This window comes from Pantoea sp. EKM20T (assembly GCF_011800485.1).
Classification (GTDB): Bacteria; Pseudomonadota; Gammaproteobacteria; order Enterobacterales; family Enterobacteriaceae; genus Pantoea; species Pantoea agglomerans.
Genome location: NZ_JAALFW010000001.1, coordinates 512294 through 538171 on the forward strand (window position 1 = coordinate 512294; position 25878 = coordinate 538171).

26 protein-coding genes are annotated in these 25878 nt (G+C 56.2%); 12 read left to right on the forward strand and 14 right to left on the reverse strand.

Going from position 1 to position 25878, the window contains the following annotated elements; genetic code table 11:
• Nucleotides 1-49: 49 nt before the first annotated feature.
• Entirely contained in the window at nucleotides 50-1414 is a 1365-nt protein-coding gene (locus HFD94_RS02505; RefSeq protein WP_010255391.1) for an MFS transporter, read from the forward strand.
• A gap of 747 nt (nucleotides 1415-2161) precedes the next feature.
• Here the strand turns inward: HFD94_RS02505 and HFD94_RS02510 are convergent.
• Nucleotides 2162-2653 (reverse strand): YajQ family cyclic di-GMP-binding protein, encoded by a 492-nt coding sequence (locus tag HFD94_RS02510; RefSeq protein WP_167432732.1) that lies wholly within the window; start codon nucleotides 2651-2653, stop codon nucleotides 2162-2164.
• Between the two features lie 135 nt (nucleotides 2654-2788).
• On the opposite strand from HFD94_RS02510, the gene panE reads away from it, so the two are divergent.
• Together panE and yajL are read left to right on the forward strand one after the other, a co-directional pair.
• A complete protein-coding gene (panE, locus tag HFD94_RS02515; protein ID WP_033756769.1) occupies nucleotides 2789-3709 on the forward strand; it encodes a 2-dehydropantoate 2-reductase in 921 nt (306 codons plus the stop codon).
• Nucleotides 3663-4259 carry a protein deglycase YajL gene (gene yajL / locus HFD94_RS02520; RefSeq protein WP_010671202.1) on the forward strand — a complete coding sequence of 199 codons (597 nt, stop codon included), beginning with the start codon at nucleotides 3663-3665 and terminating at the stop codon, nucleotides 4257-4259. Before panE ends, yajL begins: the two co-directional genes overlap by 47 nt.
• Before the next feature lie 80 nt (nucleotides 4260-4339).
• Here the strand turns inward: yajL and thiI are convergent, their stop codons facing one another.
• Nucleotides 4340-5788, reverse strand: a complete 1449-nt coding sequence (thiI, locus tag HFD94_RS02525; RefSeq protein WP_022626121.1) for a tRNA uracil 4-sulfurtransferase ThiI — start codon at nucleotides 5786-5788, stop codon at nucleotides 4340-4342.
• Between the two features lie 235 nt (nucleotides 5789-6023).
• On the opposite strand from thiI, the gene xseB reads away from it, so the two are divergent.
• From xseB to HFD94_RS02545, 4 genes are all read left to right on the forward strand, one after another.
• A complete protein-coding gene (gene xseB, locus HFD94_RS02530) occupies nucleotides 6024-6266 on the forward strand; it encodes an exodeoxyribonuclease VII small subunit (protein ID WP_010255382.1) in 243 nt (80 codons plus the stop codon).
• Entirely contained in the window at nucleotides 6266-7165 is a 900-nt protein-coding gene (ispA, locus tag HFD94_RS02535) for a (2E,6E)-farnesyl diphosphate synthase (RefSeq protein WP_010255381.1), read from the forward strand. The genes xseB and ispA overlap by 1 nt, the downstream gene beginning before the upstream one ends.
• Nucleotides 7166-7184: 19 nt before the next feature.
• Nucleotides 7185-9050 (forward strand): 1-deoxy-D-xylulose-5-phosphate synthase, encoded by a 1866-nt coding sequence (gene dxs, locus HFD94_RS02540; protein WP_010671199.1) that lies wholly within the window; start codon nucleotides 7185-7187, stop codon nucleotides 9048-9050.
• Between the two features lie 86 nt (nucleotides 9051-9136).
• Nucleotides 9137-10111: an aldo/keto reductase gene (locus HFD94_RS02545; protein WP_010255378.1), complete on the forward strand. Its 975-nt coding sequence runs from the start codon at nucleotides 9137-9139 to the stop codon at nucleotides 10109-10111.
• Nucleotides 10112-10175: 64 nt separating this feature from the next.
• Here HFD94_RS02545 and pgpA read toward each other — a convergent pair whose 3' ends face one another.
• From pgpA to nrdR, 6 genes are all read right to left on the reverse strand, one after another.
• Nucleotides 10176-10670, reverse strand: a complete 495-nt coding sequence (gene pgpA, locus HFD94_RS02550) for a phosphatidylglycerophosphatase A (RefSeq protein ID WP_031293112.1) — start codon at nucleotides 10668-10670, stop codon at nucleotides 10176-10178.
• Complete coding sequence (thiL, locus tag HFD94_RS02555) at nucleotides 10660-11637, reverse strand: thiamine-phosphate kinase (RefSeq protein WP_010255374.1); 978 nt, start codon at nucleotides 11635-11637, stop codon at nucleotides 10660-10662. Before thiL ends, pgpA begins: the two co-directional genes overlap by 11 nt.
• 55 nt (nucleotides 11638-11692) lie before the next feature.
• Nucleotides 11693-12112, reverse strand: a complete 420-nt coding sequence (gene nusB / locus HFD94_RS02560; RefSeq protein WP_010255372.1) for a transcription antitermination factor NusB — start codon at nucleotides 12110-12112, stop codon at nucleotides 11693-11695.
• A gap of 19 nt (nucleotides 12113-12131) precedes the next feature.
• A complete protein-coding gene (ribE, locus tag HFD94_RS02565; protein WP_010255369.1) occupies nucleotides 12132-12602 on the reverse strand; it encodes a 6,7-dimethyl-8-ribityllumazine synthase in 471 nt (156 codons plus the stop codon).
• A 90-nt stretch (nucleotides 12603-12692) separates the two neighbouring features.
• Nucleotides 12693-13793 (reverse strand): bifunctional diaminohydroxyphosphoribosylaminopyrimidine deaminase/5-amino-6-(5-phosphoribosylamino)uracil reductase RibD, encoded by a 1101-nt coding sequence (gene ribD / locus HFD94_RS02570; protein ID WP_167432733.1) that lies wholly within the window; start codon nucleotides 13791-13793, stop codon nucleotides 12693-12695.
• Nucleotides 13794-13796: 3 nt separating this feature from the next.
• A complete protein-coding gene (gene nrdR / locus HFD94_RS02575; RefSeq protein WP_009091750.1) occupies nucleotides 13797-14246 on the reverse strand; it encodes a transcriptional regulator NrdR in 450 nt (149 codons plus the stop codon).
• Between the two features lie 188 nt (nucleotides 14247-14434).
• On the opposite strand from nrdR, the gene lysM reads away from it, so the two are divergent.
• Together lysM and HFD94_RS02585 are read left to right on the forward strand one after the other, a co-directional pair.
• Nucleotides 14435-14872, forward strand: coding sequence for a peptidoglycan-binding protein LysM (gene lysM / locus HFD94_RS02580; RefSeq protein WP_010671197.1), 438 nt, complete (start codon nucleotides 14435-14437; stop codon nucleotides 14870-14872).
• A gap of 16 nt (nucleotides 14873-14888) precedes the next feature.
• Nucleotides 14889-15458, forward strand: coding sequence for a DUF3251 domain-containing protein (locus HFD94_RS02585; RefSeq protein ID WP_010255359.1), 570 nt, complete (start codon nucleotides 14889-14891; stop codon nucleotides 15456-15458).
• A gap of 66 nt (nucleotides 15459-15524) precedes the next feature.
• Here HFD94_RS02585 and secF read toward each other — a convergent pair whose 3' ends face one another.
• The 5 genes from secF to queA form a co-directional block, all read right to left on the reverse strand.
• Entirely contained in the window at nucleotides 15525-16493 is a 969-nt protein-coding gene (secF, locus tag HFD94_RS02590; RefSeq protein ID WP_010255357.1) for a protein translocase subunit SecF, read from the reverse strand.
• 10 nt (nucleotides 16494-16503) lie between these two features.
• Nucleotides 16504-18351, reverse strand: a complete 1848-nt coding sequence (gene secD / locus HFD94_RS02595) for a protein translocase subunit SecD (RefSeq protein ID WP_071997994.1) — start codon at nucleotides 18349-18351, stop codon at nucleotides 16504-16506.
• 25 nt (nucleotides 18352-18376) lie between these two features.
• Entirely contained in the window at nucleotides 18377-18709 is a 333-nt protein-coding gene (gene yajC / locus HFD94_RS02600; protein ID WP_010255353.1) for a preprotein translocase subunit YajC, read from the reverse strand.
• A complete protein-coding gene (gene tgt, locus HFD94_RS02605) occupies nucleotides 18709-19857 on the reverse strand; it encodes a tRNA guanosine(34) transglycosylase Tgt (RefSeq protein ID WP_010255351.1) in 1149 nt (382 codons plus the stop codon). Before tgt ends, yajC begins: the two co-directional genes overlap by 1 nt.
• A gap of 78 nt (nucleotides 19858-19935) precedes the next feature.
• The gene (gene queA / locus HFD94_RS02610; RefSeq protein WP_122889145.1) at nucleotides 19936-21006 is read right to left on the reverse strand and encodes a tRNA preQ1(34) S-adenosylmethionine ribosyltransferase-isomerase QueA; all 1071 of its coding nucleotides are present in this window, start codon (nucleotides 21004-21006) and stop codon (nucleotides 19936-19938) included.
• Nucleotides 21007-21109: 103 nt separating this feature from the next.
• Between queA and HFD94_RS02615 the strand changes: the two genes are divergently transcribed.
• The 3 genes from HFD94_RS02615 (at nucleotide 21110) to HFD94_RS02625 (ending at nucleotide 23967) form a co-directional block, all read left to right on the forward strand.
• Entirely contained in the window at nucleotides 21110-21691 is a 582-nt protein-coding gene (locus tag HFD94_RS02615) for an ACP phosphodiesterase (protein ID WP_022626127.1), read from the forward strand.
• Nucleotides 21692-21897: 206 nt separating this feature from the next.
• Nucleotides 21898-22710: an inositol monophosphatase gene (locus tag HFD94_RS02620; RefSeq protein WP_122889146.1), complete on the forward strand. Its 813-nt coding sequence runs from the start codon at nucleotides 21898-21900 to the stop codon at nucleotides 22708-22710.
• Nucleotides 22711-23967, forward strand: a complete 1257-nt coding sequence (locus HFD94_RS02625) for a histidine-type phosphatase (protein WP_122889147.1) — start codon at nucleotides 22711-22713, stop codon at nucleotides 23965-23967. It abuts the gene before it with no gap.
• Between the two features lie 514 nt (nucleotides 23968-24481).
• Here HFD94_RS02625 and proY read toward each other — a convergent pair.
• Nucleotides 24482-25834: a proline-specific permease ProY gene (gene proY / locus HFD94_RS02630; RefSeq protein WP_031593969.1), complete on the reverse strand. Its 1353-nt coding sequence runs from the start codon at nucleotides 25832-25834 to the stop codon at nucleotides 24482-24484.
• Nucleotides 25835-25878 lie beyond the last annotated feature (44 nt).

Genomic DNA, 25878 nt, shown 5'->3' on the forward strand with positions numbered 1-25878 from the left:
GCCCTGCCCCGCCCCCTAGAATGAATGCAGCACATTAACAGAGGTTGGAATGAACGATAATAAAATGACTCCGGTGGAGCTGCGCGCCACATGGGGCCTCGGTACGGTCTTTTCCCTGCGCATGCTGGGAATGTTTATGGTCCTGCCGGTACTGACCACTTATGGCATGGCATTACAGGGCGCGAGTGAAACCTTAATAGGCCTGGCAATCGGCATTTATGGCCTTGCCCAGGCGATATTTCAGATTCCTTTTGGTCTGCTCTCCGATCGCATCGGGCGTAAGCCGCTGATCGTTGGCGGACTGTTGCTGTTTGTCCTGGGCAGTATTATTGCTGCCTGCACCGACTCCATCTGGGGCATTATTCTGGGCCGTGCACTTCAGGGCTCAGGCGCGATTGCCGCTGCCGTGATGGCGCTGTTATCCGATTTAACCCGTGAGCAGAACCGCACCAAAGCGATGGCGTTTATCGGCATCAGTTTTGGCGTTACCTTCGCGATCGCCATGGTGGTCGGCCCGATTGTTACTCACGCACTGGGCCTGCATGCGCTGTTCTGGATGATTGCGATTCTGGCGTCGCTGGGTATCGTGATCACTCTGCTGGTGGTGCCATCGGCCTCCCATCATGTTCTGAACCGTGAATCAGGCATGGTTAAAGGCAGCTTCCGCAAAGTGCTGGCTAACCCACGTCTGGTGAAGCTCAATATCGGTATTTTCTGCCTGCACGTCCTGCTGATGTCGAGCTTTGTCGCGTTGCCCGGGCAGTTTGAACAGGCAGGCTTCCCGGCTCCCGAACACTGGAAAGTCTATCTCTCCACCATGCTGATCGCTTTTGCCGGCGTAGTACCTTTCATCATTTATGCCGAAGTGAAGCGCCGCATGAAGCGTGTCTTTGTCGGCTGCGTCGGGATGATTGTCATTGCCGAGATCGTATTGTGGGGCGCGGAAGGACATTTCTGGACGCTGGTGGTGGGTGTTCAGCTCTTCTTCTTCGCCTTTAACCTGATGGAAGCGATTCTGCCTTCGCTGATCAGTAAAGAGTCGCCCGCAGGCTACAAAGGCACGGCGATGGGGATCTACTCCACCAGCCAGTTCCTGGGCGTGGCCGTTGGCGGCAGCATGGGTGGCTGGGTATTTGGTCATTTCGATGCGCAGACCGTATTCCTGGTTGGCGCGATGGTGGCCGCAGCCTGGCTGTTTGTCAGCATGACAATGCAGGAACCGCCTTATGTCAGCAGCCTGCGCATCGTGCTGAGTGATGCCGCACTGGCCGTGCCGAATCTGGAGCAGCGCCTGAAAGCGCAGCCGGGCGTTAACTCTGTGTTTATCGTGCCCGAAGAGAAAAGCGCCTATATCAAAATTGATAGCAAGGTTACCAGCCGCCCTGAGCTGGAAGCTCTGCTGGGTAGTTGCTGATAAAAAACCGGTTTGGCATGTTAGCTGTGAGATCGATCTGACTTAGGAAGCAGGCCCAGAGAGCCAGCTTGATAGGGTGAGCAACATAAGTCCATTTCGCTATTTGATCGAGCTGGCTCAGGGAACACGGTCAGATCGGAAAGTCGCAAAAGCCGCCATCCATGGCACGCTCGGCCCGCGCCGTCCTGGCGCGGGACGCTTTCCTCCTCTGACCGTGTTCCCTGCGCCCCTGAGCTTTTGAGTTGCTGCTAAGTTCCCCCAGGATTTGAATCTGTTAACAGAATCAAATCCAACTCAATTCTGGTTTCAGACAGCTTATAAACTCAAAGCAAGGGGGCCAGCATAGGCTCAACCGCGCCAAACCCGGCACAAGCCTTCTTACAGACGACTCATAAATCCAAAGCGATGGGAGCCTGTGCCTGTAGCAAAGCATCGCGGGCCAGGGACAAAAATGCCGGGAGCGTTTTTGAACAACGCAACGCGTTGGCCCGGCTACGGGCGCACCTCAGGGATGAGGTGCGTAATCGCCCGCGCTGAGCCGCCATGGATGGCGCTTTTGCGTCTTTGCGAAAGGCACAGGCTCCCTGAGCAAGCGCGCGATCGCACAGACGCCCTACAGCTCCCAACTCTCTCCAGAATTTCGACTTGTTTAAAGCGACAGAAGCCCACCCAAACTCAACAACAAAAAACCCGGCCTTAGCCGGGTTTTTATCTCTGCATTCATGCTGAAATTCAGCCTGCCCCCGCTTAATCGCGGAAGTTTTTAAACTGGAATGGCTGCCCCAGATTACTGCCGCGCACGATTGCCATCGCACCCTGCAAATCATCACGCGCTTTGCCGGTTACACGCAATGCTTCACCCTGAATCTGGGTCTGCACTTTCAGCTTGCTGTCTTTGATCAGCTTCACCAGCTTCTTCGCCACGTCGTTTTCAATGCCTTTTTTCAGTTTGGCATCGACCGCCCAGCTTTTGCCGCTGTGCTCAATCTCTTCCGGCACCTCTAAAGCACCGCCTTCAATCCCGCGCTTCAGTAACTTCTCACGCAAAATATCCACCAGCTGCTTAACCTGAAAATCGGACTCGCTGGTGATTTTGATGGTTTCATTCTTTTCGTTGAGCTCAAACTCGGCGCTCACGTTGCGGAAATCGAAGCGGGTAGACACTTCACGGTTGGCATTTTCCACCGCATTGCGAATTTCCTGCAGATCGACTTCTGAAACGATATCGAAAGATGGCATCTCTTCTTCTCCTGACGCTAAAGTGACATGCATAATACGCGTCTTAAGGTGCTAAATAAAATCAGGCTGCACACAACGCTATAATGAAAGTGTGACAGTAAATAATAGATGGATAGCCCGCCAGCGGGAGGCAGCATGAAAATTACCGTGTTAGGTTGCGGCGCTCTGGGTCAGATCTGGATGACAACCCTTGCCCGCCAGGGACATGAGGTGCAGGGATGGTTGCGGGTGCCGCAGCCCTACTGTTCAGCCAATGTGATTGATCCACAGGGTAACATTTCGAACCGCACGTTTATCGCCAACGATCCGCTGTTTCTGGCAGAAAGCCAGCTGCTGCTGGTTACGCTCAAAGCCCCGCAGGTCTCGCCCGCGGTGAAAAACCTGGAAAGCGTGCTGCCAGAAAACTGCCCGGTGCTCCTGCTGCACAACGGCATGGGGACGCTGGAAGAGCTGAAAGGGCTGACTCAGCCGCTGCTGCGCGGCGTCACCACCCATGCAGCGATGCGCGACGGCACAGTTATTAAACACATCGCCAGTGGCATTACCCACATCGGCCCCGGTAACCGCAAAAGCGCCGCTTACAGCGATCTCGCCGATATCCTGCATCATGCCCTGCCTGATGTCGCCTGGCATGACAACATCCGGGCGGCCTGCTGGCGCAAGCTGGCAGTGAACTGCATCATCAATCCGCTTAGCGTGGAGTATGAGTGCCAGAACGGTGCCCTGCGCGCTTATCCGGAGCAGATCGCGCAACTGTGCGAAGAGATCAGCTGGGTCATGGAGCGCGAAGGTCAGAACGTTGCCAGCGAAAGCCTGCAGGACATCATCTTCGATGTGATTGAAAGCACCGCGGCCAACACCTCTTCGATGCTGCAGGACATACGCGCCCAGCGTCTCACCGAAATCGACTATATCAGCGGTTTTCTGCTGCGCCGCGCCCGGACGCACGGCCTGGTGCTGACGGAGAATACCCGTCTGTATGACATTGTAAAACGCAAGGAGTCCCATTATGACCGCGAACGCATCAGTGCTGGTTTGCCTGGCACATGGCAGTGAAGAAACCGAAGCTGTCACCACCATCGACCTGCTGGTACGCGCCGGGCTGAACGTTGTCACCGCCAGCGTCGAAAGCGACGGCAACCGGGAGATCGTCTGCTCACGCGGTGTTCGTCTGCTGGCTGACGTGACGCTGGTTGAAGTCGCCGACAATGATTTCGCCGCCATCGTCCTGCCCGGCGGCCTGAAAGGCGCCGAAACCTTCCGTGATAGTCCGCTGTTAGTCGAAACGGTACGCCAGTTTCACCTCAATGAAAGGATCGTCGCCGCTATCTGCGCAGCAGCAGGCACGGTACTCATCCCCCACGATCTCTTCCCGGTCGGTAACATGACTGGCTTTCCCGGCTTAAAAGAGACCATTCCGTCAGACAAGTGGATGGAGCGACGTGTGGTCTGGGATCCGCGCGTCAATCTGCTGACCAGCCAGGGGCCAGGCACGGCAATGGATTTTGCGCTGAAGCTGATCGATCTGCTGGTGGGAAAAGAGATGGCGCGCGAGGTGGCCGCACAGCTGGTGCTGGCTCCCGGCATTTATGACTATCAGGCGTAAACACGCTGAGTTAAAACGATCTGTTTTAAGCAGTGCAGCCAGTCAGACCCGAACAGGCGCTGACTGGCTCTGAGGCATCACTACGGGCGGTAGACTTTGACGTTTTTAAAGCCCTGCTCATGCAGATAGAGTGCCTGCAGACGGCTCATCACACCACGATCGCAGTAGAGCAACCAGGTCCGGTTCTGATCGAGATCGCCAAACTGCGTACTGAGTTTGTAGAACGGCAGCGATTTCACTTCCGTAGCTTTCAGTGCCAGAGGCTTCTCTTCCTGCTCATCAATAGAGCGGATATCCAGCACCACGTCGTTCTCGCTCAGCAGGGCGACGGTCTCAACTTCAACCACCTCCTCTTCTGTCTGCTCAGCGATGGTACGGATATCGACGTTGGTCGCCTCTTCAATGACCCGATCCAGAATCGTGAAGTCGAAATTCTGCTCTTCAGCCTCGATCTTCTCTTTCACCGCTTTCACGGTCGGGCTTTTTGAGATGACACCGCAATATTCCGGCATGGTGCTGGCGAAATCTTCGGTGCCAATCTCACGGGCAATCCTGATGATGTGCTCTTTGTCATGAGAGATCAGCGGACGCAGAATCAGCGTATCAGAGGCGTTATCAATCAGGCGCAGGTTGGTCAGCGTCTGGCTCGACACCTGACCCACCGCTTCACCGGTAACCAGCGCCTGCACGCCGTAGCGCTCAGCAATCGTCGAGGCGGCACGCACCATCATGCGCTTCAGCACCACACCCATCTGACCGTCATCCACTTTTTCGAGGATCTCACCCACTACCGGCTCAAAATTGATCGCCACGAACCGCACGCGGTGTGAACGACCAAAACGATTCCACAGATAGTGCGCAACCTGACGGACGCCAATCTCATGGGCGGCACCGCCAAGATTAAAGAAGCAGTAATGTACGCGGCTGCCGCGACGCAGCAGCATATAGCTGGAGACGCCGGAGTCAAAGCCACCGGAAATCAGCGACAGCACATCTTCCTGCGTGCCGATCGGGAAACCGCCCAGACCTTCGTAGCGCGCAGTCACCAGCGTCAGACGATTCTCTTCAACTTCAAGATTCACCGTCACGTCCGGGTTTTTAAGCTGTACGCGGGCGCTTTCAATATGCTGATTCAGACCGCCGCCAACATAGCGCTCCACATCCTGTGAACTGAAGCTATGCTTACCACGACGTTTAACACGTACGCAGAAGCTCTTCCCTTCAAGGCTGTCGCGATACTGCACTAAAGTCTGTTCAAAGATGTGATGAATATCGGTGTACTCACGATCTTCAACCGCTAAAACGTGATGAATCCCCGGAATGCGCGTCAGCTCATCGGGAATAATGTCCCGCAGCACCGGATTTTTCGAACGCACTTCAATGTGATCCCAGTGACGCACAACGGCGATTTCGTCGCTAACGGTTTTCAGGACGTTGCGGATATTGCTGGCAAGAATCTTGATAAAGCGCAAACGCACCGACGGACTCTTGATGGTGATTTCAGGAAATAACTTGATGATAAACTTCATGGCGGCGACACAGCTTCGTTGGGCAAATAAGTGCTAAAACAGGCAGCACTTAGCTGGTAAAATCACAAAATTGCGGGCTGCAAGGCGCAACCGCATCCGAGGCGCGGGAGTATATCACCTTTGTCAGGTGACTGCTTCTTCATCAGCCGCCGCATTGATTATTTTGCTAATCATAGGGTCTCAGCTACCATGACCGATTGCGAGATAATGTCCCAACCGTGAGTCGACACGAAATATGCCGAAAAAAGCCGAACAGCCAGCCAGCTTTGAAACGTCATTGCAGCAGCTGGAGCAGATTGTCAGCCGTCTGGAAAGTGGTGAACTGCCGCTGGAAGAAGCCCTGAACGAATTTGAGCGCGGCGTGCAGCTGGCGCGGACTGGCCAGCAGACGCTGCAGCAGGCTGAACAGCGGGTCCGTATTCTGCTGAACGATGATAAAGATGCCGACCTCACTGCTTTCACGCCGGAAAACAGCTAATGGATTTCGCCCGATTACTCGACGCGTATCAGCAGCAGGTTAATGCCGCGCTGACGCGTTTTATAGAGCCACTTCCTTTTCAGAGTTCTCCTCTGGTGAATGCCATGCATTATGGGGCATTATTAGGCGGTAAACGCCTGCGTCCTTTTCTGGTCTACGCTACTGGCGAAATGCTCCACGCCGACCCGGCGAGTCTGGATGCCCCCGCCGCCGCGGTTGAATGCATTCATGCGTACTCTCTGATTCATGACGATCTCCCCGCAATGGACGATGATGCACTGCGTCGCGGGCAGCCAACCTGTCACATTAAATATGGCGAAGATACCGCGATTCTGGCGGGCGACGCCCTGCAGACGCTGGCCTTTTCAATTCTGGCCGACCAGGCGATGCCCGGTGTCAGCGCTGAATATCGTCTGATGATGCTCTCTGAACTGGCGAAAGCCAGCGGCGTGGCCGGCATGTGTGGCGGACAGGCGCTTGATTTAGCGGCGGAAGGTAAATCTGTGGATCTGGACCAGCTGGAGCAGATCCATCGTCATAAAACCGGCGCGCTGATCCGTTCAGCGGTACGGTTAGGCGCCTTAACGGCGGGCGATGCTGGCCGGGAAGCCCTGCCGCTGCTCGACCGCTATGCAGAGGCCATTGGTCTCGCGTTTCAGGTGCAGGACGACATTCTGGATGTGATCGGTGACACAGCGGTGATCGGAAAACGCCAGGGTGCCGATCAGCATCTGGGAAAAAGCACCTATCCTTCACTGTTAGGCCTTGAAAATGCCCAAGCTAAAGCGCGGGATTTGTATCAGGAAGCACTTGATACGTTAGAAATGCTCGCTGCGCACTCTTATAACACTACAGCACTGCAGGCGCTGGCGAGCTTCATAATTGAACGCGACAAATAACTTCCATAATGAGTCTCTGATGAGTTTTGATATTGCTAAATACCCGACACTGGCGCTGGCAAACACGGTTCAGGAGCTGCGCGCCCTGCCGAAAGAGAAGTTGCCTGCGCTCTGTGATGAACTGCGTCAGTATCTGTTAGACAGTGTAAGCCGCTCCAGCGGCCATTTTGCGTCGGGTCTGGGCGTGGTCGAACTGACGGTTGCGCTGCATTATGTCTATAACACCCCCTTCGACCATCTGGTATGGGATGTGGGTCATCAGGCTTATCCCCATAAAATTCTGACCGGTCGCCGCGATCGCATCGGTACGATTCGTCAGAAAAATGGCGTACACCCGTTTCCATGGCGCGGCGAAAGTGAATATGACGTATTGAGCGTCGGACACTCGTCAACCTCCATCAGTGCCGGTCTCGGCATGGCCGCGGCGGCAGAACGTGAAGGTCAGGGTCGTCGCACCGCCTGTATTATTGGCGATGGCGCCATCACCGCTGGCATGGCGTTTGAAGCGATGAACCATGCCGGTGATATCAAGCCGGACATGCTGGTGATCCTCAACGACAACGAGATGTCGATCTCCGAAAACGTCGGCGCGCTGAATAACCGTCTGGCGCAGATCCTGTCGGGTAAAACCTATGCGCGACTGCGCGAAGGCAGCAAGCGTGTGCTGACCAGCCTGCCACCGATCAAAGAGCTGGTAAGGCGCACCGAAGAGCATCTCAAAGGCATGGTCGTGCCGGGTACGCTGTTTGAAGAGCTGGGCTTTAATTATATCGGCCCGGTAGATGGTCACGATGTGCTGACGCTGGTCAATACACTGAGCAACATGCGCAGCCTGAAAGGGCCGCAGTTCCTGCATATCATGACGAAGAAAGGTAAAGGCTACGCCCCGGCAGAGGAAGATCCGATTGCCTGGCACGCCGTGCCTAAATTCGATCCTGCGATTGGCGAACTGCCAAAAAGCGCGGAAGGCCTGCCGAGCTACTCTAAAATCTTCGGTAACTGGCTGTGCGAAATGGCCGCCGACGATCCGAAACTGATGGCGATTACGCCAGCAATGCGCGAAGGCTCCGGCATGGTGGCCTTCTCACGCGAATTTCCGAAACAATATTTCGATGTGGCGATTGCCGAGCAGCACGCCGTGACCTTCGCTGCCGGTATGGCAATTGGCGGCTATAAACCGATTGTTGCTATCTACTCCACCTTCCTGCAGCGCGCCTACGATCAGCTGATCCATGACGTCGCCATCCAGAAACTGCCGGTCCTGTTTGCTATCGATCGCGGTGGTATTGTTGGCGCGGATGGTCAGACTCACCAGGGCGCGTTTGATCTCGCCTATCTGCGCTGCGTGCCGGATATGGTGATCATGACCCCCAGCGATGAAAATGAGTGTCGGCAGATGCTCTACACCGGCTATCACTATCAGGATGGTCCAAGTGCGGTGCGCTATCCGCGCGGCACCGGTGTCGGTACGCCACTGGCTCCGCTGCAGAGCCTGCCGCTGGGTAAAGCCGTGGTTAAACGTCAGGGTGAAAAGCTGGCGATTCTGAATTTCGGCACCCTGTTGCCGGAAGCGGCCGCCACGGCGGAAGCACTGAATGCGACTCTGGTCGATATGCGCTTTGTGAAGCCGCTGGATGAGGCGCTGATCGCCGAGCTCGCCGCCACGCACGACTCGCTGATTACGCTGGAAGAAGGCGCCATCAAAGGTGGTGCCGGCAGTGGCGTCAATGAATTTGTCATGGCGAAACGTCTGGCTGTTCCGGTGCTGAACATTGGTCTGCCTGATGAGTTCATCCCGCAGGGGACGCAGGACGAAGTGCGTCATGACTATCTGCTGGACGCGGAGGGCATTCAGCAGCAGATCGCCCGCTGGCTGGCGCAGTAACCTCCCCTCTCTGCGCTCCCTCCCCCCTCGGGGAGCGCAACATCCTGCTATGCTAAGACCTTTGCACTTTCGCAGGAGCCTCCACCATGAAAACGATTCAACTGGGTACCACCGATCTGCAGGTGTCACGTCTCTGTCTTGGCTGCATGACTTATGGCGAGCCCACGCGCGGCAACCATGCCTGGACGCTGCCGGAAGCGAGCAGCCGTCCGCTGATCCAGCAGGCGCTGAACGCGGGGATCAACTTTTTCGATACCGCCAACAGCTATTCAGATGGCAGCAGCGAAGAGATCCTGGGCCGGGCGCTGAAAGACTTTGCCCGCCGTGAAGAGATCGTGGTCGCCACCAAAGTCTATTTCCCGCTGACCAATCTGTCACAGGGATTGTCGCGCAAGAATATTCTGCAATCCATTGATGACAGCCTGCAGCGTCTCGGCATGGAGTATGTCGACCTGCTGCAGATTCACCGCTGGGATTATGAGACGCCGCTGGAAGAGACGCTGGAAGCGCTGCATGAAGTCGTGCAGTCTGGCAAAGCACGTTATATCGGTGCCTCGTCGATGCACGCCAGTCAGTTTGCCCAGGCGTTGCAGATGCAGTCGGAACAGGGCTGGCATCGCTTTGTCAGCATGCAGGATCAGTACAACCTGATTCAGCGCGAAGAGGAGCGTGAAATGCATCCGCTCTGCCTGCAAGAGCAGATTGCCGTGCTGCCGTGGAGTCCGCTGGCACGCGGTAAGCTGACCCGCCCGTGGGGGGAAAATACCGCGCGTTCCGCCTCTGACAAAGTGATGGCGTCGCTCTATGACAATACCGAAGAGAATGATGCTGTGATTGCAGAGCGGCTGGCGCAGGTGGCGGAAGATAAAGGTGTAACGCGGGCGCAGGTGGCTCTGGCCTGGCTGCTGAGCAAGCCTGCCGTCACGGCACCGATTATTGGTGCGTCGCGTGCTGAGCAGTTTGAGGATCTGGTGAAGGCGGTGGATGTCACGCTGAGTGACGAGGAAGTTGCACTGCTGGAAGAGGTCTATCAGCCGCATCAGCCGGTAGGATTCGAATAAAATCAGAGAAGGAGACGCCCTGCCCGGGCGTCACCTTCTGTCGCGGTGTGAAGAGCCCTGGCAGTTAACCTGCCAGCCAGACCCCAAAGCCATACAGCATGGCAGCGGAAATCACGCCAGCAATAATGTCATCCACCATAATGCCCATGCCGCCATGCACATTGCGGTCAAACCAGCGAATCGGCCACGGCTTCCACATATCAAGAATACGGAACAGCACAAAGCCACCCAGTACCCATTGCCAGCTGTTGACCGGAATCGCCATCAGCGTGATCCACATGCCGATAAACTCATCCCAGACAATACTGCCGTGATCGTGTACGCCCATATCTTTAGCGGTGCGATGGCAGAGATAGACGCCAACGCAGATACCGACCAGCACCACCAGCGAATAGAGATCCTGCGGCAGATAGGTCATCAGCCACCAGAACGGAATGGCCGCCAGCGATCCCATGGTGCCAGGCACGACCGGGCTTAATCCGCTGCCGAAACCGGTCGCCAGCAGATGCCAGGGATTGCTCATCCGCAGGCGACTCTTCGCCACGTCGTTATTTAGCATCAAAGTGATCAAACCCTTTATGACGGAATGTGGCGGGCTTGCCATTATCCAGCAGCGTTAAGCCTTCCGACTCCGGCGCCATCTGTCCGATGCAGGTATAGGGCACGCCCAGGTGACCCAGCGCCACATCGAGCGCGCCGCGATTGACCTCGGGCACCGTAAAGCAGAGTTCGTAATCTTCTCCGCCACTCAGCGCCCAGCGCAGGACCTGCTCAGGGTCGAAATGGTCGCGCAGCGCAGCCGAAAGGGGCAACGCATCCAGATTAAGCCGTGCGCCACAGCCGCTGGCTTTCAGCACGTGGCCGAGATCGGAAATCAGGCCGTCGGAAAGATCCACCGCTGAGGAGGCCAGCGAACGCAGCGCCTGGCCCTGCAGAATGCGCGGCATAGGACGCAGATGACGTTTAATCAGCGCTTCATGCACCGCCGGATCGCTGATACGGCAGTGATGCTGCAGCAGCGCCAGGCCCGCGGCGCTGTCACCCAGCGTTCCGGTCACGTAAATCCAGTCACCCGGCTTCGCGCCTGAACGTTTCAGGGCGCGGCCCTGCGGCACCAGACCGTGAATCGCCAGCGTCAGGCTCAGCGGGCCACGGGTGGTGTCGCCGCCGACCAGCTGCATGTCGTAATATTCCAGCAGTTCAAACAGGCTTTCGCTGAAGGCAGAGAGCCAGCTCTCATCGACCTGCGGCAGCGTTAAGGCCAGCGTCAGCCACGCAGGGTCGGCGCCCATGGCAGCAAGGTCGCTGAGATTCACAGCCAGGGCTTTGTAACCCAGATCGGCAGGATGGATATCCCGTAAGAAGTGCACACCCGCGACCAGGGTATCGGTGCTGATCGCCAGCGTCTGTTTTTCCGGCACGCTAAGTAACGCACAATCGTCACCGATGCCGAGTTCGACATCACGGCGGCTGCGTGTTCTGCGGTTGAAGTAGCGTGCGATGAGTTCAAATTCACCACAAGACATAATTGCGTTCCGCTTAACCCTTCATGAAAAAAGGCCGGCAAGCCGGCCTTTTTGTTTATTTGCGATTGGGTCGAATTTGTGGACCGGCTTTATCAAGCACGCCGTTAACAAATTTATGACTGTCTTCGGCACCGAAGACTTTCGCCAGCTCAATCCCTTCGTTGATGGCCACTTTATAAGGCACATCATTACGTTTGCTCAGCTCATACAGCGAGATGCGCAGGATAGCTTTTTCTACCTGGCCCAGCTCTTCGAGCTGACGCGACAGATAGGGCTTCATCAGTCCATCCAGATACGCACTGTTGGTCGCCACACCGGACAGCAGTTCGCGGAAGTAGGTAATGTCGACGTCTTTGACGTCCTGTTCCGCCAGAAACTGGTATTCCACATCGGCAATGTCGTTATTCGACAACTGCCAGGAGTAAAGCGCCTGAACAGCGCACTCACGGGCGCGACGACGAGCAGCAGGTTTCACAAAATTCCCCTTACAAAAATCAGGCTTTAATGGCTTTCAATACGTTGATCATTTCGAGCGCAGTCAGAGCCGCTTCAGCACCTTTGTTACCCGCTTTGGTGCCGGCACGCTCAATGGCCTGCTCGATGCTTTCAGTGGTCAGCACGCCAAACGCGACAGGAATCTCGCTGTTCATGGCAACGCTGGCGATACCGGAGCTGGCTTCACCCGCCACATATTCGAAGTGCGCAGTGCCACCACGAATAACCGTACCGAGTGCGATAATCGCATCATATTTGCCGGTGTTGGCCAGCGCGCGTGCTGCCAGAGGCAGTTCGTATGCACCAGGCACCCAGACTACGGTGATATTGTCATCTTTGACCTGGCCGATACGTTTCAGGGCGTCAACTGCGCCATCCAGCAGGCTGTCATTAATGAAGTTGTTAAAACGCGCGATAACGATGGCAACATTGGCCTCAGGCGTTGCAACAGCAGCTTCGATAACTTTCATACTTATCCTTTCAGGGGTTTGGTTGGCCCCGCGCAGGGGGGCGGATTCTATCATACTCTTGGGCGGCGTGCTCTCGCTTTTCCGACCGTGTTATTGTGGTGTCAGGGTCAGGCGTAAATCGTCACCGACCTGGCGGACATCACTGAAACGGAAGGCAGGTGCGTCAGCCAGCTGGCTTAGTCCCGGCAGCTTACACAGCCCGCGTCCTTCATGACCTAACAGCTTAGGCGCCAGATAAACAATCAGTTCATCGACCAGTCCGGCCTGCAACAGGGCACCGGCCAGCGTTGCGCCCGCTTCAACCCAGACGCTGTTAATCTGTCGCTGTCCCAGCAGCATCATCATCGCCACCAGGTCCAGCTGTTGTTCGCGCAGCGGAACAGCGATTTGCGTCACGTCAGCGGGCCAGCTCTGCTGATCGGGCTGATGACGCATCAGCCAGGTTTCGCCTGGCTGCTCGATGAGCCGATGCTGCGGCGTCACGCGATTCTGGCTGTCGATAATCACCCGCACCGGCTGACGCAGTTGCTGCTCATTGAGCAGTGCCTGGCTCTCCGCATTGAGTTCAGACCAGCGTACCGTCAGGGAAGGATCGTCCGCCAGTACCGTGGCGCTGCTGCTGAGAATGGCGGCGCTCTGCGCACGCAGGCGCTGCACATCACGACGGGCAGCCGGCGAGGTTATCCACTGACTTTCGCCGCTGGCCATTGCCGTACGGCCATCCAGTGACGCGCCCAGCTTGAGCTGGATCCAGGGGAAGCCAGTGCGCATGCGTTTGAGGAAACCGCGATTCAGCGCCTCCGCTTCCGGCATCATCAGACCGTGGCTGACCTCAATGCCCGCCTGATGCAGACGGTGCAGTCCGCGCCCCGCTACCTGCGGATTCGGATCCTGCATGGCGGCCACGACACGGGTAACGCCAGCGGCGATCAGCGCATCACAGCAGGGTGGCGTACGGCCATGATGGCTGCAGGGTTCCAGCGTGACATAGGCGGTTGCGCCACGCGCTTTCTCGCCCGCCATGCGCAGGGCGTGGACTTCAGCATGCGGTTCACCGGCGCGCTGATGCCAGCCCTCACCGACCACCTCACCATCGCGCACAATCACGCAGCCCACATTGGGGTTCGGCATCGTCGTAAAGCGGCCGCGTCGCGCCAGTTCCAGCGCACGCGCCATGTAAAGTTCATCCATGGTTTAATCCTGTAACCGGGCGATCTCTTCGCCAAAATCACGAATGTCTTCAAAGCTGCGGTAAACCGAGGCAAAGCGGATGTAGGCGACTTTATCGAGCTTCTTCAGCTCATCCATCACCAGATTGCCAATCAGCTTACTGGGAATTTCACGTTCACCGGTGGCACGCAACTGGGTTTTAATATGGTTTACGGCGCTTTCAACCGCATCGGCGCTGACCGGACGCTTCTCAAGCGCTTTCATCATCCCGCTGGCCATTTTGTCTTCATTAAAGGGTTCGCGCACGTCATTGCTTTTCACCACGCGTGGCATCACCAGTTCCGCCACCTCGAAGGTGGTAAAACGCTCATGACACATCAGACACTGGCGGCGGCGGCGCACCGAAGAGCCTTCACTAACCAGACGAGAATCAATCACTTTGGTGTCCACAGCGGAGCAGAATGGGCAATGCATGACGTTTCCTGACGCGAGAGAGATGGGCCAGACAGTGTAGCGCGAACTGCGAATCAACAAAATCTCTTCCGTGCCTTTCCTGTGCCACCACGCACAGCATAAATGATGTTAAATATCAGCGACGGCAAAAGGGTCTACGCTTATAGAGCCGAAAGACGGCGTATATCCACTAACACACTGGAGGTTGTATGGGTCTGTTTAATTTTGTGAAAGAAGCCGGTGAGAAATTATGGGATGCCGTGAATGGCGGCGATGACCAGAATAAAAAGCTGCAGGATCACATCAACAAGCTCGGTTTACCCGACAGCGACAAAGTGGATGTGAAGGTCAATGGCGATACCGTGACCGTGACGGGCGATGGCCTTTCCCAGGAGCTGAAAGAGAAGATTCTGATCGCAGCCGGTAACGTTGCAGGCATCACCAAAGTGGAAGATAAGGTGACCGTGACAGACAGCGCGGCCGAGTCAGAACTTTACACCGTGAAAAAAGGCGACACGCTGAGCGCAATTTCCAAACAGGTTTATGGAAATGCCAACGAATACAACAAGATTTTCGAAGCGAATAAGCCAATGCTCTCTCATCCTGATAAGATCTATCCTGGCCAGGTTTTACGTATTCCAAAATAACGGACAAGGATAACTTATGAGCAGGATGGTTTGGGTTCCGGTGGCGCTCTCTCTGGTGATGCTGAGCGGTTGCAGCAGTAGCGCCAGCAATCCGCAGGTCAGAGAGTTGCATCAGGAAGTGAGTCAGCTTAATCAGCAGATGCAGCACCTGACCACGCAGGCCAGCGCGCTGGAGATTCAGGGGCAGTTAAACAGCCATTCGCAGCAAGGCGCGTGGCTGATCCCGCAGGCGAACACGCCGGTGGCACTGCAAACCCAGCTCGGCACGCTGCGACTGGCGCTCTCGCCTGTCACCGCTGAAGCCAGCGGCTCGCGGGCAACCCTGACGGTACGCTCAATGGACGATCGCCCCTTGCCCGCCCTGCACGCTACGGTGAACTGGGGCGAACTCGATCCGGCAACCGGTAAACCACTGAGTAACGGCAGTCTGAGTCAGACGATAGCGGTGCCTGCCTCGCTGCTGCCCCAGCATTCGGTGAGCATACCGCTGCGACTCAGCGGCCTCACACCGGATCAATCAGGTTATGTCCGCGTGCATAACGTCACCGGCGACGCACCTGCCCAGACCTCTCCTGCTGCACCCTGATCTGATCACAGGTGCAAAAAAAAACGGGCAGCCACATGGCTGCCCGTTTTTATTTCTCTGCGGCGATTAAGGCAGGATAGAAGGCTGATCGGCGCCCTCTTTCTCGACTTTCTGCACCAGCATATGTTCACGCTTCATGCCCAGCTTCAGCGCCAGCGCCGAAGAGACATAAATTGATGAAATCGTACCAATCGTCACACCAATCAGCATGGTCAGTGAGAAGCCTTTCAGCAGCGCACCACCAAACACGAAGAGGATGAGGATCATCGCCAGCGTGGTCAGCGAGGTAATCAGCGTACGGCTTAACGTCTGGGTCAGTGACACGTTAGTAATATCGTAAGAGCTGCCGCGACGGATCTTGCGGAAGTTTTCACGAATACGGTCCGACACCACGATTTTATCGTTAAGCGAGTAGCCAATCACCGACATCAGTGAGGCAACAATCGTCAGGTCGATTTCAATGCGGAACAGCGCCAGCAGGCCGCAGGTGATGATCACGTCATGCGCCAGCGCCAGCACGGTACCCAGCGCCAGACGCCACTCAAAGCGAAAACCGATGTAGATCAGAATCGCAATCAGCGCGGACAACAGCGCCATCGCACCCGCCTGCGCCAGGTCGCTGCCCACACTCGGACCCACGAACTCAATGCGCTTAACGGTGGCGTTTTGCTGCGTGGTCTGGTTAATTACCGACACCACTTTATTGCCTAACTCGGTGCCCGCCGGGCCGGTAACCGGTGCCATACGCACCATGACGTCACGGCTGCTGCCAAAGTTCTGCACCAGCGGCTCGTCAAAGCCCGCTTTCACCAGATCACCACGCAGGACTTCAAGATCGGCCGGTTTTTCCAGCGCGATCTCAATCACCGTACCACCGGTGAAATCGAGGCCCCAGTTAAAACCACGCACACCCACGATAGCAATCGCGGCGAGAATCAGCAGTCCCGAAATGATGAAGGCCAGCTTATCCCAGCGCATAAAGTCGACGACTTTACGCCCGTGGTTCAACTGCTCAATGTTATATTCCTGTGCCACAACGCACTCCTCAGATAGACAGCTTGTTGATGCGTTTGCCACCGTAAACCAGGTTAACAATGGCACGGGTACCGACAATCGCGGTGAACATTGAGGTTGCGATACCAATTGCGGTGGTAATAGCAAAGCCTTTGATCGAACCGGTGCCGACTGCATAAAGAATGATAACTTTGATCAGGGTGGTCACGTTCGCATCGACAATACTGGAGAAGGCGCCTTTATAGCCCTCATGAATTGCCTGCTGAACCGAGCGCCCGTTACGCAGCTCTTCTTTAATACGTTCGTTAATCAGCACGTTGGCATCCACCGCCACCGCCAGCGTTAACACGATACCGGCAATACCCGGCATGGTCAGGGTCGCACCCGGCAACAGCGACATAATGCCGACAATCAGCACCAGGTTAACCAGCAGCGCGCTGGTCGCAATCAGACCAAACTTCTTGTAGAACACCACCATAAACAGGATCGACGCAAGCAGACCCCACAGGCAGGCTTCCAGACCCTGAGTAATGTTCTGCTGACCCATGGTCGGCCCGATAGTACGCTCTTCCACAATCTGGATGGGCGCAATCAACGCACCGGCACGCAGCAGCAGCGAGAGCTGACGCGCTTCGTTCGGGTTGTTGATACCGGTGATGCGGAAGCTGTTCCCCAGACGAGACTGGATGTTGGCGACGTTAATCACCTCTTCCTGTTTCACCAGAATTGAACGGCCGTTGGCATCTTTCTTACCACTGTCTTTGTACTCCACAAACAGGGTCGCCATCGGCTTGCCGATGTTGTCCTTGGTGAAGTTCGACATGATGTTACCGCCTGCGCCATCCAGTGAAATGTTCACCTGTGGCTGGTTGTACTCATCCATGCTGGAAGTCGAGTCGGTGATATGGTCACCGGTCAGGATCACCCGCTTGTAGAGCACCACCGGCTGGCCATCACGCATGTCTTTAACTTCAGAGTCACCCGGTACACGACCACTGGCCGCTACGGTTGGATCCACGCTGGTGTTTACCAGACGGAATTCCAGCGTCGCCGTTGCACCCAGAATCTCTTTAGCGCGTGCCGTATCCTGAATACCCGGCAACTCAACTACGATGCGATCGGAACCCTGACGCTGTACCAGCGGTTCGGCCACGCCCAGCTGGTTCACACGGTTACGCAGAATAGTAATGTTCTGCTGAACCGCATATTCACGCGCTTCGCTGAGACGAGCATCGCTCATGGTGGCACGCAGGGCATCGCTGCCGCTGCTGTTGATCACCAGATCCTGATGACGCGAGGTCAGCCAGGAGATCGCCGCATCGCGGCTGGCTGCGTCACGGAAACGAATTTCCACGCCGTAGTTCGCGATTTTGTTGACGGTGGTGTAAGGGATACTTTTGGTGCGCAGGTCGCTACGCAGCGAGTCAGCATTCTGCTCCTGCAGTTTGCCGAGTGCGGTGTCCATGTCCACTTCCATCAGGAAGTGCACACCACCACGCAGATCGAGACCGAGTTTCATCGGTTCTGCTGACAGCATACTCAGCCAGCGAGGCGTGGCTGGCGCGAGGTTCAGCGCAACAACGTAGTCTTCACCCAACGCTTTCATGATCGCTTCACGGGCGCGTAACTGCACATCCGTATTATTGAAGCGCGCGGTAATCGCACCATTTTCCAGCGCAACAGATTTGCTCTGGATATTATCTTGTTTTAATGCGGACTGAATTTGATCCAACGTCTGCTCACTGGCGGCGCTTCCGCGCGCACCAGTGATTTGAACGGCCGGATCCTCACCATACAGGTTGGGAAGCGCATAGAGCAGGCCGACGAGAATCACGACGACCAGCATCACGTACTTCCACAAAGGATAACGATTTAACACGGCAGTTCCCTTAGGGAAGAAAGAATTACAGCGCCTTGATAGTGCCTTTAGGCAGCACGGCGGCGACGAAATCACGTTTAATGACGACTTCATTGGTGTCATTCAGCGCGATAGCTACGTAGCCCGTGTCAGAGACTTTTGTTACGCGGCCTACAAGGCCACCGCTGGTCAGCACTTCATCACCCTTAGAGATAGAATCCATCAGCTTCTTGTGCTCTTTCGCACGTTTCTGCTGCGGACGCAGGATCATGAAATAGAAAATCAGACCAAACACCACCAGCATGATCACCAGAGAATACGGACTTCCCTGAGACGGTGCGCCTGCTGCGGCCACGGCGTCAGAAATGAAAAAGCTCATTAAATTTCCCTCATTGATGAATTATCAGACGTTAAAGGCGGAACTTCTTTGCCCGTCCGTTGGTAGAACTCGTTTACAAAGCGCTCTAATTTACCCTCTTCGATGGCCTGGCGTAAACCTGCCATCAGGCGCTGGTAATAGCGCAAATTGTGGATAGTGTTCAGACGCGCGCCCAGTATTTCGTTACAACGGTCGAGATGATACAAGTAGGCACGACTATAATTGCGACAGGTGTAACAATCACACTCCGCATCCAGTGGCGCAGTGTCATCTTTGTATCTGGCGTTGCGGATTTTCACCACACCCTCAGTCACAAACAGATGACCATTTCGGGCATTACGGGTCGGCATCACGCAGTCAAACATATCGACGCCGCGACGGACGCCCTCAACCAGATCTTCTGGCTTGCCGACACCCATCAGATAACGCGGTTTATCCTGCGGAAGCTGCGGACAGACGTGCTCAAGAATACGGTGCATGTCCTGCTTAGGCTCACCCACCGCCAGGCCGCCCACAGCGTACCCATCAAAGCCAATCTCTACCAGACCTTTCACCGAGACATCTCGTAAATCTTCGTAAACCGAGCCCTGAATAATGCCAAATAGCGCATTTTTATTGCCCAGGCTGTCAAAACGGTCACGACTGCGTTGCGCCCAGCGCAGCGACATCTCCATCGAGCGTTTGGCGTAGTCCCAGTCCGCCGGATAGGGCGTACATTCATCGAAAATCATCACGATGTCAGAACCGAGGTCATACTGAATCTCCATCGATTTTTCCGGATCGAGGAAGATCGGGTCGCCGTTGATCGGGTTACGGAAATGCACGCCCGCTTCGGTGATTTTACGGATGTCGCCCAGGCTGAAGACCTGGAAGCCGCCGGAGTCGGTCAGGATCGGCCCTTTCCACTGCATAAAGTCATGCAGATCGCCATGCAGTTTCATGATCTCCTGGCCCGGACGCAGCCAGAGGTGGAAGGTATTGCCCAGAATGATCTGCGCGCCGGTCTCCTGCACTTCTTCCGGCGTCATGCCTTTAACGGTGCCATAGGTGCCAACAGGCATAAACGCAGGGGTTTCCACCACACCGCGATCAAAAATCAGACGGCCACGGCGTGCGCGCCCGTCTGTGGTATCAAGTTCAAATTTCACAAAGCCTCCATCGGAGAAACAGTCCGATGCAGATAACCTTCAGTCGCTCTCAGTCGATTCCGGCTATCGGTTAATAAATCAGTCGCCCACTTTTTCCAGCGGCGCCTGCGGATTTTTGCTGATAAACATCGCGTCGCCATAACTGAAGAAACGATATTGCTCAGCCACGGCTGCGCAGTACGCGGCCATGGTGTGCTGATAACCGGCAAACGCCGAGACCAGCATAATCAGAGTCGATTCGGGCAGATGGAAGTTGGTGATCAGCGCATCGATCACCTGATACTCATAGCCCGGATAGATAAAAATCTGGGTATCGTCGAAGAACGGCGCAATCAGGGCATCCTGACTCGCTTTGGCGGCGCTCTCCAGCGAACGGACAGAGGTAGTGCCGACAGCGACTACTTTATTGCCGCGTGCTTTACAGGCCAGCACCGCATCAACAACCTCCTGCGGCACTTCGGCATATTCAGCATGCATGTGATGCTCTTCGATGTTGTCGACGCGCACTGGCTGGAAGGTTCCCGCACCGACATGCAGCGTCACAAACGCCATCTCAATGCCCTTCTCTTTCAGCGCCTGCAGCAGCGGCTCATCAAAATGCAGACCGGCGGTCGGTGCCGCAACGGCACCCGGCCGGGCACTGTAAACCGTCTGATAGAGCTCGCGATCCGCCTCTTCATCCGGACGGTCGATATAAGGCGGCAGAGGCATATGGCCGACGCTGTTGAGGATGTCGAGCACCGCGCGCTCATCATCAAACACAATCTCAAACAGCGCATCGTGACGCGCCACCATCGTCGCTTTGACGCTCTCGTCTTCGCCCAGCAGCAGTTCTGCTCCCGGCTTCGGCGCTTTCGAGGCGCGCACATGGGCCAGCACACGCTTGTCGTCGAGCATCCGCTCCACCAGCATCTCGATTTTGCCGCCACTGGCTTTGCGGCCAAAGACGCGCGCCGGAATCACACGGGTGTTATTGAACACCAGCAGATCGCCCGGATTCAGCTTATCCAGCACGTCGGTGAACACACCGTGCGACAGCGTCCCGCTGGGACCATCGAGCGACAGCAGACGACAGCCGCTGCGCTGCGCCTGGGGATAGTGAGCAATCAGGGATTCGGGCAGTTCAAAAGCAAAATCGGCGACACGCATGAAAGAGTTCTTTCTCAGGCAAAAACAGGCGGCACAGTTTAGCGGAAAATCGACCAATTCTGAACAACTGGCTGCGCAAAGGCAGTTCAGCCTATAATGCGGCATGAACTTTCTTGCTCATCTCCATCTGGCTAAGCTGGCCGACAGCTCCTTACTCGGCAATTTAATGGCCGATTTTGTGCGTGGCAACCCGCACCAGCACTGGTCTGCGCCCGTCGCGGACGGTATTCTGATGCATCGTCGTCTCGACGTGATGACCGATGCGCTGCCGGAAGTGCGCAGCGCCCGTCAGCTGTTCCGTGCCGAAACCTATCGCGTGGCACCCATTACGCTGGACGTCATCTGGGACCATTTTCTGGCCCGGCACTGGCAGCACTTCACGCCCGGCCAGACCCTGGTGCACTTTTCTGCCGCCGCCGAGCGCGAGATCATGCCGCAACTGGCAGACACCCCCATCGAGTTTCAGGAACTCAACGCGGTGATGTGGCGCGAGCGCTGGTTTGAGCATTATGCCCAGCCCGCGCGGCTGGAGCGGGTGCTGCACGGCATGGCAAGCCGCCGTCCACGCCTGGCAGCCCTGCGCGACTCCTACCACGATTTCACGCAACACTATGATCAGCTGGAAGCGCTGTTTTTTGTTTTTTATCCGCGTTTAATGGCGCTGGCGACCAGCAGAACCCTGTAAAACCCGATCCTCTGCTGCCGGGCTGGCGGACGCCAGCTTTCGCCCGCCGGGAAAGCGCCTCACCCGACCCCGCACCATCTTGCCATTGCTGCCTATCTGCGGCTTAATGAAGCCTTTCTTAACAATAGTTAAGTAAATATCACAGCCAGACCGCCTGTTCAGGCGTGCCTTCCGTTCGTTTTGACCAAAAGACATAAGAGGAAAAGATGTCATCCGCTTCGCATTCTGAAATTGACGCGCGTTACCGTTACGCCTGCGACATCGCCCGTGCGGCGGCCAGCCGGGCTTATTCGTGGTATCAGCAGCGTCAGACACTGGTGGTGGAACACAAAAGGGATTTGCAGGATGTGGTCAGCGAGGCTGATCGTAACGTTGAGGCATTGATTAAGACATTAATCGCTGAGCGCTTTCCTGACGATGCTGTCTATGGCGAAGAGAGCGGTGGTGAGGTTCAGGGCGCGCCCTTTATCTGGGTGGTCGATCCCATCGACGGCACCGCCTGCTTCGTCAACGGCCTGCCTAACTGGTGCGTCTCGCTGGCGGTGGTCTGTGACGGCGAACCAGTGATCGGCGTGGTCTGCGATCCCAATCATCAGGAGCTGTTTCACGCACGAGCAGGTCAGGGTGCGTGGGTTAATGAGAGCCGTTTGCAGGTTCATAGCGCGACGCATCTCAACGAGGGTTTGCTCGGCATCAGCAACTCCAGTCGCACCCCTGCCGAAAGCGTCTCGCGCCTGATTAGCGGCTTAACTGAACAGGGTGGCATGTTTATTCGCATTGGTTCTGGCGCGCTGACCAGCGCCTGGGCGGCCGCCGGGCGACTGATTGGCTACTATGAAGCGCATATGCATCCCTGGGATAGTCTGCCGGGCATCATCCTGATGCGCGAAGCGGGCGGCGTCACTAATGATTATCTGCGCAACGAGGGGCTAAAAAACGGCAACCCGGTGTTGCTGGCCAATGCGACTCTTTATCCAAAAATCAAAGCGCTGACCGGTAATCGCGCGCTGGAGGAGTAAATGACGCTGCCAGGCCTGTACCGCTGCGCGCTGATCCTCTGTTCTCTCTGGCTGTTAAGTCCGGTGTCACAGGCGGCGGATTACCAGCTGGAGAAGGTGGTCGAACTGAGCCGTCACGGTGTCCGTCCGCCCACCCCCGGCAATCGCAAAGAGATTGAAGCCGCCAGCCAGCAACCCTGGACGCAGTGGACCACCGCCGATGGCGAGCTGACCGGTCATGGCTACAGCGCGGTGGTCAATAAAGGCCGCTGGGAAGGCGAGCACTATCGCCAGCTCGGCCTGCTGGGCGCGGGCTGTCCTGATGCGGCACAGGTCTACGTGCGCGCCAGTCCGCTGCAGCGCACCCGTGCCACGGCCGCAGCGCTGACTGACGGGGCCTTTCCCGGCTGCGGCGTGCCGGTGCATCACGTAGCGGGCGATGTCGATCCCCTGTTCCAGAGTGAAAAGCTGACGATCACCCAGAGCGATCCTGCTCAGGAGCTGGCGGCTAAGCAGCAGAAAGCGGGCGATCTGGCGCGGCTGCAACAGCAGTTGCAACCCGCCATTCAGCAGCTGAAAGCCGCCGTCTGCCCGCCAGCTACTGACTGCCCCCTCTTTGATGCGCCCTGGTCGTTCCGGCAAACCCGTAACGGCAACACATACGTTTACGGGCTGAGTGTGATGGCAAGCATGGTGGAGACGCTGCGACTGGGCTACAGCGAAAACCTGCCGTTGGACCAGCTCGCCTGGGGACACATCACCTCGGCCGCGCAGATCACCACGCTGCTGCCGCTGCTGACCGCAAACTACGATCTCAGCAACGACGTGCTCTATCAGGCACAGCGCCGTGGATCAATATTGCTCAACGCCCTGCTGGAGGCGATTGCTTCCGATAGCGCGCCGGGCCGCTGGCTGATTCTGGTGGCACATGACACCAATATTGCGATGGTGCGCACCCTGATGGGCTTTAGCTGGCAGTTGCCAGGCTATTCACGCGGCAATATTCCACCGGGCAGTAGTCTGGTGCTGGAGCGCTGGCGCGACACCCACAGCGGCGAACGTTTTTTGCGGCTCTATTTCCAGGCGCAGAGTCTGGATGGGATTCGTCAGTTACAACCGATTGATGATAAACATCCGTTATTACGTCAGGAGTGGCATCAGCAAGACTGCAGAATCACCGATGTCGGCGTGCTCTGCCCTTATCAATCCACGCTGACTCAGCTACGGAAAAAGCTGGATAACAGCGCTGTGCTGCCGGTTTCGGTTATATTGCCCTGAGTCCGTGGCTAATCAAATTCAGGCCGCAGCATCAACGCGGCCTGAATAATGTTAACCGCTGTTAATTAACGCCATTCCGACCTTTTCTTATTTAAATCGCCTGACTATCAGCGCCACTCGTTTTGTTTTACGATAGACCCGTCAATCATCCCTTTATTAACTATTTTCCTGTAATTCTTGAGTATTTCGGCGACTGGTTTCGCCGTTTTTTATTTCTTACACGCCCCGCTACTGCTGCCCGCCAGCGCCTGTGTGACTGCACGCTCACTTCTCTGAATCTCCCTTATCGCTTTCTGCCCGGTTATCACTATCCGCCACATTCACTGCCAATTAAAATACGCATTTATGGATATAAACCGGGACATAAACTTATTTCGCAGGCAGGCGTTTTGCTCCTGATAACAGGATTCCATATTGTGGATTGGGTCACATAAATAATCAGATGAGCAGGAATATAAAAGCGCGGGAAATAGCGTGTTCTGCTCCCCCACGAATGAGAGAGCAGAACAGGAGATTAGCGGGGTTTACGAACCAGCTTATAGCCCAGCAGCAGCACCACTATCCACACCATACCGACATAAAGGGAAATGCGGGTATCGGGGAAATAACCAATCAGACCGATAATAAAGCAGAGGAAGGCTACGCCGACGCCAGCAGTCCAGCTGCCGCCTGGCAGCGCAAACTGCAGCTTACTGGCCGCCTCTTTGCCAATTTTGCGACGGAACGCGATCTGCGACAGCAGAATCATGATCCAGACCCACACTGTTGCAAAGGTCGCCAGCGAGGCGATCACCAGGAAGACTTTTTCCGGCATCAGGTAGTTGAGATAAACCGCAATCAGCATGGCGAACATCATCACCACCACCGTCACCCACGGAATCCCGCGCGAAGAGACCTTCATAAAGACCTTCGGCGCATGTCCCTGCTGCGCCATCCCGTGCAGCATGCGGCCCACGCCAAACACATCGCTGTTAATCGCCGAGAGTGACGCGGTCAGCACCACAAAATTGAGGATAGAGGCGGCCGCCGCAATGCCCAGATGCTGGAAGGTCAGCACAAACGGGCTGCCCGAGGTGCCCACCTGATTCCACGGGTAGATCGACATAATCACAAACAGCGTGCCGACGTAGAACACCAGAATGCGCCATGGCACCGAGTTGATGGCGCGCGGAATCGACTTCTCCGGATCTTTCGCTTCACCGGCGGTGATACCGATGATTTCGATGCCACCATAGGCAAACATCACCATCTGCAGCGACAGCAGCATACCGACTACGCCGTGAGCAAAGAAGCCGCCGTTAGTCCAGAGATTGTGGATGCCGGTCGGCTGGCCGCCGTTGCCGAGACCCCAGATGATCATGCCGAAACCGGCCAGAATCATCACGATAATGGTGGCGACTTTGAAGAAGGAGAACCAGAACTCCACTTCGCCGAACACCTTCACGCTCATCAGATTGACGGCACCGATGATCAGCACCACGCTCAGCACCCAAATCCAGTGCGGCACCTCAGGGAACCAGACGCCCATATAGATGCCGAACGCCGTGACATCCGCAATCGCCACGATCAGGATTTCAAAACAGTACGTCCAGCCGGTGATGTAGCCTGCCATCGGCCCAAGATAGTCCTGCGCGTAACGTGAGAAGGAGCTGGCCTGAGGATTGTTAACGGACATCTCACCCAGTGCGCGCATGATGATGTAAGCCACTGCCCCGCCGATGATATAGGCGAGCAGCACGCTCGGTCCGGCCATTTTTATCGCGTCAGCGGAACCGTAGAACAGCCCGGTGCCAATCGCCGATCCCAGCGCCATAAAGCGGATGTGGCGCGTGCTCAGTCCGCGTTTGAGCTTGTTGGTTTCTTGCATAACAACCTGTACCTGTGAAATGAAAAAACCACGGGCAGGCCCGT